1 protein-coding gene is annotated in these 945 nt (G+C 27.2%); it reads right to left on the reverse strand.

Annotated features, from left to right (window positions below):
- Positions 1–23: 23 nt before the first annotated feature.
- Positions 24–743: an RteC domain-containing protein gene (locus GOQ24_RS02840; RefSeq protein ID WP_160339061.1), complete on the reverse strand. Its 720-nt coding sequence runs from the start codon at positions 741–743 to the stop codon at positions 24–26.
- Positions 744–945 lie beyond the last annotated feature (202 nt).

Below are 945 nucleotides of genomic sequence, written 5' to 3' on the forward strand. Positions count from 1 at the left end.
ATCTATAGGAGGAGTCTTGAAAATCAATTGAAAAAAAAAGCTATTTTTTGCAGTTCAACATTACCTTTATTAATTGAACCATTAAGATATAAGGCATATATAAGTTCCACTAGCGCAGCTTTTGTATCAGACCAATAAACATGTGGTTGGTTTGCATGTTTAATTGTAGGTTGTTTTGAATTTGTTATATTCTCTAGCCTTGTTTTGATATAGTTATAGAATAATTCATTAGAAATAATTTTAGCTATTATATAATCATAGTAAGTTGAGAACTCTGCGTCTAATTCAAAGACAAAGCTATTTACCCCTTGTAAAATATTTATATTCCCTAGGGTAAAATACTTGACATCTTTATCAGAGCGTCCGGATTTGTAATAATTGTAAAAATCCGATTTATGTAGGTGTTCAAAGAAATCTCTTTGCAATTTATTTTGTTGTGCTATAAAGTATTTCTCTATTGTTTTTGAACCAATTATTGGAGCATTGGCCTCTATTCGATATACTTTATTGTAGAAAATAAGTCTTGCTAAAAACTTAGGCTTGATGTTTTTAAAAAATATGATTTGTTCTTCTTGACTTGTAAAACCTTTAGTTGTTACAATTTGTTTTACCATAGAAAGGCCTTTTTTAAAGTATAAAGCCATTTCTTTGGCTTGTTTAATGGCCATTTCAGGATCAGTACTTAATTGTTGTTCATTACTTAAAAATTCTTGACAAATCCATTTGTAATCAAAATTTTTCATAATAGTTAGGATTAAAATTATTATTTGAGTTTTAATAGTTCGCTACTAACTAGTTTGTTTATGCATTAAAAGGTAAAAAAAATAAATTACCTGGTATGTTAAAAATTAGTACATTTTGCGATTGTAAAACAAAAGTGTTATTTTGTAACGTGTTGTTTATCAGTTTTTTTAATTAATTGAAGAGGTAGATGTGTAATCAAAC

The organism is Myroides sp. LoEW2-1, assembly GCF_009767705.1.
GTDB lineage: Bacteria > Bacteroidota > Bacteroidia > Flavobacteriales > Flavobacteriaceae > Flavobacterium > Flavobacterium album_A.

Excerpts from the sequence above, each read along its gene's own strand:
- GOQ24_RS02840 (WP_160339061.1), bottom strand. The coding sequence starts at position 743 with ATGAAAAATTTTGATTACAAATGGATTTGTCAAGAATTTTTAAGTAAT.